Annotated in this window: 6 protein-coding genes; 2 read left to right on the top strand and 4 right to left on the bottom strand. The window is 72.3% G+C overall.

What is annotated here, in order from left to right; genetic code table 11:
- Together E1165_RS27600 and E1165_RS27595 are read right to left on the bottom strand one after the other, a co-directional pair.
- The coding region (locus E1165_RS27600) for a carbohydrate kinase family protein (protein WP_132394632.1) at window positions 1-677 on the bottom strand (677 nt) is incomplete at its 3' end.
- A complete protein-coding gene (locus E1165_RS27595; protein ID WP_132394631.1) occupies window positions 674-1,600 on the bottom strand; it encodes a pseudouridine-5'-phosphate glycosidase in 927 nt (308 codons plus the stop codon). The genes E1165_RS27600 and E1165_RS27595, both read right to left, overlap by 4 nt.
- Window positions 1,601-1,685: 85 nt before the next feature.
- Here E1165_RS27595 and E1165_RS27590 point away from each other — a divergent pair, with 85 nt between their 5' ends.
- Together E1165_RS27590 and E1165_RS27585 are read left to right on the top strand one after the other, a co-directional pair.
- Complete coding sequence (locus E1165_RS27590) at window positions 1,686-1,904, top strand: DUF3039 domain-containing protein (protein WP_132394630.1); 219 nt, start codon at window positions 1,686-1,688, stop codon at window positions 1,902-1,904.
- A gap of 209 nt (window positions 1,905-2,113) precedes the next feature.
- The gene (locus E1165_RS27585; protein WP_132394629.1) at window positions 2,114-3,847 is read left to right on the top strand and encodes a DEAD/DEAH box helicase; all 1,734 of its coding nucleotides are present in this window, start codon (window positions 2,114-2,116) and stop codon (window positions 3,845-3,847) included.
- Between the two features lie 202 nt (window positions 3,848-4,049).
- Here E1165_RS27585 and E1165_RS27580 read toward each other — a convergent pair whose 3' ends face one another.
- A complete protein-coding gene (locus tag E1165_RS27580; protein WP_088964796.1) occupies window positions 4,050-4,283 on the bottom strand; it encodes a hypothetical protein in 234 nt (77 codons plus the stop codon).
- 247 nt (window positions 4,284-4,530) lie between these two features.
- Window positions 4,531-5,802, bottom strand: a 1,272-nt coding sequence (locus E1165_RS27575) for an RNA polymerase sigma factor (protein ID WP_132394628.1), incomplete at its 5' end; no start/stop codon positions are given.

Raw genomic sequence — 5,802 nt, 5'->3', positions numbered from 1 at the left:
CGCTTGACCACCACCCGCCGGGCCGAGACCGACAACGCCCGCGCCTGCGCCTCAGGGTCCAGCCCGCCGGCCAGTACGCCGGCCTCGTCGGCGTTGACCAGCAGCAGGTCGACGTCGCGTACCCAGGACAGGAACGCCGCCGCGCCGGCCCGCCGCAACGGCGCCGCGGAGGCCGCGTCCACGCTGGTGGTCAGGCCGCGGGCGCGCGCGGCGGCCAACGCGGCCAGCCCCGCCGGTCGCGACGCGGCGTCCAGCAGCGGGTACCCGGACAGGTGCAGGTGGGCGGCGTCGGGCGCCGCCAGGGCCCGCTCGACATGCCCGGTGGTCAGCCGCAGGTTCGCGCCCCGCTCGGTGACCATGGTGCGCTCGTCACCGGTGGCCAGCACGATCACCGTGCCGGTGGGTACGCCGCGATGCACCTCGACCGCGCACTCCACCCCGACCCGCTCCAGCTCGGCCACCCGGTCCCGGCCGGCGTCGTCGTCACCCACCGCTCCCACCAGGGTCACCGGTGCCCCCTGCGCGGCGATCCAGGCGGCCGTGTTCGCCGCCTGCCCACCCCCGACGACCCGGATGGCCGCCCCGGTGTCCGAGCCGGTGGCGAGCGGTCCGGCCAGCACCGCCACCACGTCGGTGATCAGGTCACCGACCACCACGACCCGGGACGGGCGGGTCATGCCGAGTCGCGCCGGGCGGCGGCCACGGCGATCCGGCCGGCCAGGTCGGCGTTGCGCAGAATGATCCGTACGTTGACCGCCAGGCTCGCGCCCTCGGTGGCCGAGTGGAAGTGCGACAGCAGGAACGGCGTCACGGCCTTGCCGGTCACCCCGTCCCGGGCCAGCAGGGCCAGGCCCTCGGCGAGGGTGCGGTCGTGCAACTCCGGGTCGAGCTGCTCGTCCACCGGCAGCGGGTTCGCCACGATCAGCCCGCCGCCGTGCACGCCCTGCCGCGCCCGGGCGGCGAGCACGTCCGCCACCTGCTCGGGGGAGTCCACCGACCAGTCCAGGTCGAAGCCGGCGTCGGTGAGGTAGAAGCCGGGGAAGCGTCGGGTGCGGTAGCCGACCACCGCGACCCCGAGGGTTTCCAGCCGCTCCAGGGTGGCGCCCACGTCGAGGATCGACTTGACCCCGGCGCAGACCACCGCGATCGGGGTGCGGGCCAGGGTGATCAGGTCGGCGGACTCGTCGAAGCTCTGCGCGGCCTCCCGGTGCACCCCGCCGAGCCCGCCGGTGGCGAACACGCCGATCCCGGCCGCCGCCGCCACCGCGCTGGTGGCGGCCACCGTGGTCGCGCCGTCCGCGCCGGTCGCGGCGGCCACCGCGAGGTCGCGTACGGAGAGCTTGCTCACCCCGTCGGCGGTGGCGAGCCGGGTCAACTCGGTGTCGTCCAGCCCGACGACCAGTTCACCGCCGATCATGCCGATGGTCGCCGGGACCGCCCCGGCGTCCCGCACCGCCTGCTCGATCTCCCGGGCCACCCGCAGGTTGTCCGGCCGGGGCAGGCCGTGCGAGACGATGGTGCTCTCCAGGGCGACGACGGGACGGCCGGCGCGCAGGGCGGCGGCGACCTCTGCGCCGGGACGGATGTGGAAGTTGGTCACCTCGGTACCGTACGACCGCCGTCGGGGCGGGCTGCGGTGGACCCGGCCCTTCCGACCTGCCAGACTAAAAAGTTGGAGGTGCGATGTGAGTACGCAGGTTCTTGAGCGTCCGGAGCTGAAGGACGCCGACACCGGTCCCGAGATGTTCCACTACGTCCGCAAGGAGAAGATCGCCGAGAGTGCCGTCATGGGCACCTACGTGGTCGCGCTCTGCGGCGAGACGTTTCCGGTCACCAAGGCCGCCAAGCCCGGCTCCCCGGTCTGCCCGAAGTGCAAGGAGATCTACGACTCGTACGCCGAGTGAACCCGGGCGGTGGGTGAGGCGGCGGCTGCCGAGCGTACCGCACGCCCGTGGCGGATGTGACCAGCGTGGCGTCGAGTGGGTCGGAGAGCCGCCGCTGGTTATGCTGAGCCGGCCTTCGCGGCACCCGATGCGCGAGGGCCTTTTCATGGGCGGCGGTACCCGTGGCCCTCGGCCGGGGTCCGCCGTGGTGCGGTCGGAGAGGAGCTACCGTGGCACCCCGGTTGCCGGCGCTCGACACGTTCCCACCCCTGCGCGCCTGGCAGCGCAAGGCGATGGTGGAGTACCTGCGCCGCCGGACCGAGGACTTCACCGCGGTCGCCACCCCCGGCGCCGGCAAGACCACCTTCGCCCTGCGGATCGCCGCCGAGCTGCTCGTCGACGGCACCGTCGAGGCGGTCACCGTGGTCGCCCCGACCGAGCACCTGAAGTCCCAGTGGGCACACGCCGCCGCCCGCGTGGGCATCCAGCTCGACGCCGCCTTCCGCAACGCCGACGTGCACTCCTCCGCCGACTTCCACGGCGCGGTCGTCACGTACGCCCAGGTCGGCATGGCCCCGCAGGTGCACCGGCGGCGCACCCTCACCCGGCGCACCCTGGTCATCCTGGACGAGATCCACCACGCCGGTGACTCCAGGACCTGGGGTGACGGGGTCAAGGCGGCCTTCGAGCCCGCGGTACGCCGTCTCATGCTCACCGGTACGCCGTTCCGCTCCGACGACAACCCCATCCCGTTCGTCAGTTACGAACGTGGCGGCGACGGCTTCCTGCGGTCCCGCGCCGACTCGGTCTACGGCTACTCCGACGCGTTGCGCGACGGCGTCGTCCGGCCGGTGCTCTTCCTGGCGTACTCCGGGGAGACCCGGTGGCGCACCAACGCCGGGGACGAGCTGGCGGCGCGCCTCGGCGAGCCGATGACCCAGGATCTCGTGGCGCAGGCCTGGCGTACCGCCCTGGACCCGGCCGGGGACTGGATGCCGCAGGTGCTGCGGGCCGCCGACGCCCGGCTGACCGTGCTGCGCAACGCCGGCATGCCGGACGCCGGCGGCCTGGTCATCGCCAGTGACCAGCAGAACGCGCGCTCGTACGCCCGGCTCATCGAACGGATCACCGGCGAGAGGGCCACCGTGGTGCTCTCCGACGACGTGGGAGCGTCCGCCCGGATCGCGACGTTCGCGGCGTCCGAGCAGCGGTGGCTGGTCGCCGTCCGGATGGTGTCCGAGGGCGTCGACATCCCCCGACTGGCCGTCGGCGTGTACGCCACCAGCGCCAGCACCCCGCTCTACTTCGCCCAGGCGATCGGCCGTTTCGTGCGGGCCCGCCGCCCCGGCGAGACCGCCTCGGTCTTCCTACCCAGCGTGCCGCACCTGCTCGGCCTCGCCAGCGAGATGGAGGCCGCCCGCGACCACGTCCTCGGCAAGCCCAAGGACCGGGAGGGCTTCGACGACGACCTGCTCGAGCGGGCGCAACGGGACGAGCAGGCCAGCGGGGAGCTGGAGAAGCGCTTCACGGCGCTCTCCGCCACCGCCGAGCTGGACCAGGTGATCTTCGACGGCGCGTCCTTCGGCACCGCAGCACAGGCCGGCACCCCGGAGGAGGAGGAGTACCTCGGCCTGCCCGGCCTGCTCACCGCCGATCAGGTGTCCCTGCTGCTCACCAAGCGGCAGGCCGAGCAGCTCGCCGCCCAGCGCCGAAGGGCCGCAGCCAGGGCCACTGAGCCGGCCGCTGCGCCCCCCGCGCCGCCTCCCGCGCCGATGAGCGCCGCCCAGCGTCGGGTGGCGCTGCGACGCCAACTGAACGCCCTGGTGGCCGCCCGGCACCACCGCACCGGGCAACCCCACGGCAAGATCCACGCCGAGCTGCGCCGGCTGTGCGGCGGCCCGCCCAGCGCCCAGGCGACGATCGAGCAGCTCGAGGAGCGCATCGCCACCGTCCAGACCCTCTGACCGGGCCCGGCCCACGCCTCCGCGCGGAATGCGCCACCCGGGGCTTCCCGGGTGGCGGTTGCCGTGGCCTGCCACACCCGGGGTGCCGGTCATCCGAAGCCGCGGCGGTGGCCTGAGCGGTGGCGGACGCGGAAAGCCGACCGGAGATGCCCTGTCGGGGCACCTCCGGTCGGCTATGTCGTCGCTTCTACGGTCTGCGGCCTCAGTTCGCCATCAGATCGGCGCCACGCCAGCTGAACTCCGGGTCCGTCGCGTACTTGACGGTGATCTTGACGAGATCCTCCGCGTACTTGTTCGCGTGGTGCCCACAGAACACCAGCTCGCTCCCACCCGCCAGAGTGATCCGGAGCTTGCCGGCAGCATTGCAGCGGTCGCACCGTTCATCGGCGGCTGGGGGAGCCACCGTCTCGGGCGGCGGCGTGAGGGTCGGGGTCATCGCCTTCCTCCTCTGGTCGTCACCGATGAACACTCTCTTCGGTCGTTGCTCACCCATCGTGCAACACCCTTGCCAGGCCCTGCCTTCCCTGTGTGCCCCCGGGCGACCGAGGTCACACATGACAGGAGGACAGTGTGCCGTGTGCCAAGGGTGCCACGTCAACGATCACAAACGGGTAATCGACCGATCACCTTTGAGTGTTCTACGGCTGGTGATCAAACCGACACGTTTGGTTGACGGGTGAGGGTCAGTCCAGGTAGTCGCGCAGCACCTGGGAACGGGACGGGTGCCGGAGTTTCGACATCGTCTTCGACTCGATCTGACGGATCCGCTCCCGGGTCACCCCGTACACCTGGCCGATCTCGTCCAGCGTGCGCGGCTGGCCGTCGGTCAGGCCGAAGCGCAGGCGTACCACACCCGCCTCACGCTCGGAGAGCGTCTGCAACACCTGCTGGAGCTGGTCCTGCAGCAGCGAGAACGAGACGGCGTCGACCGCCACCACGGCTTCCGAGTCCTCGATGAAGTCACCGAGCTGGCTGTCGCCCTCGTCGCCGATGGTCTGGTCGAGCGAGATGGGCTCCCGGGCGTACTGCTGGATCTCCAGCACCTTCTCCGGTGTGATGTCCATCTCCTTCGCCAGCTCCTCCGGGGTGGGCTCGCGGCCCAGGTCCTGGAGCAGCTCGCGCTGGATCCGGCCGAGCTTGTTGATCACCTCGACCATGTGCACCGGGATGCGGATGGTGCGGGCCTGGTCGGCCATGGCGCGGGTGATCGCCTGGCGGATCCACCAGGTGGCGTAGGTGGAGAACTTGTAGCCCTTGGTGTAGTCGAACTTCTCGACCGCCCGGATCAGACCGAGGTTGCCCTCCTGGATGAGGTCGAGGAAGGCCATCCCGCGCCCGGTGTAGCGCTTGGCCAGCGAGACCACCAGCCGGAGGTTGGCCTCCAAGAGGTGGTTCTTGGCGCGCTCGCCGTCCCGGGAGATCCAGAGCAGGTCCCGCTGCATGTCGCGGGTGAGCTTCTCCTCACCCTCCTCGGCCGCGCGCAGCCGCTCGGCGGCGTAGAGCCCGGCCTCGATCCGCTTGGCGAGCTCCACCTCCTGCTCGGCGTTGAGCAGCGGAACCTTGCCGATCTGCTTCAGGTACGCCCGGACGGAGTCGGCGGACGCGGTCAGCTCGGCGTCCCGCCGGGCCTGCTTGAGCGCCTCGGACTCCTCGTCGTCCCACTCGAAGTCGTTGTCGCTGGCGGAGTTGGCGGCGTCGGTCTCGGCGGCCTGGGCCAGCTCGGCCGGCTCCTCGACCACCACGTCCTCGATCTCGGCCGCGAGCTCCTCGGGGTCGATGTCACCCTCGGCGCCCTCACCCTTGGCCCCGCCGGCGGCCTTGGTCGCGTCGGCGGCGGCCACGGTCGCCTTGGTGGCACGGGTGGACCTGGTCGCCTTCGCGGCCGGCGTGGTGGCCTTCGCGACCCCGGCGGGGGTGGCGGCCTTGCGGGCCGTCGCCTTCCGCGGGGCGGGGGC

The organism is Micromonospora sp. KC723, from assembly GCF_004348595.1.
Lineage (GTDB): Bacteria > Actinomycetota > Actinomycetes > Mycobacteriales > Micromonosporaceae > Micromonospora.
This window is presented reverse-complemented; position numbering and strand designations above follow the sequence as displayed.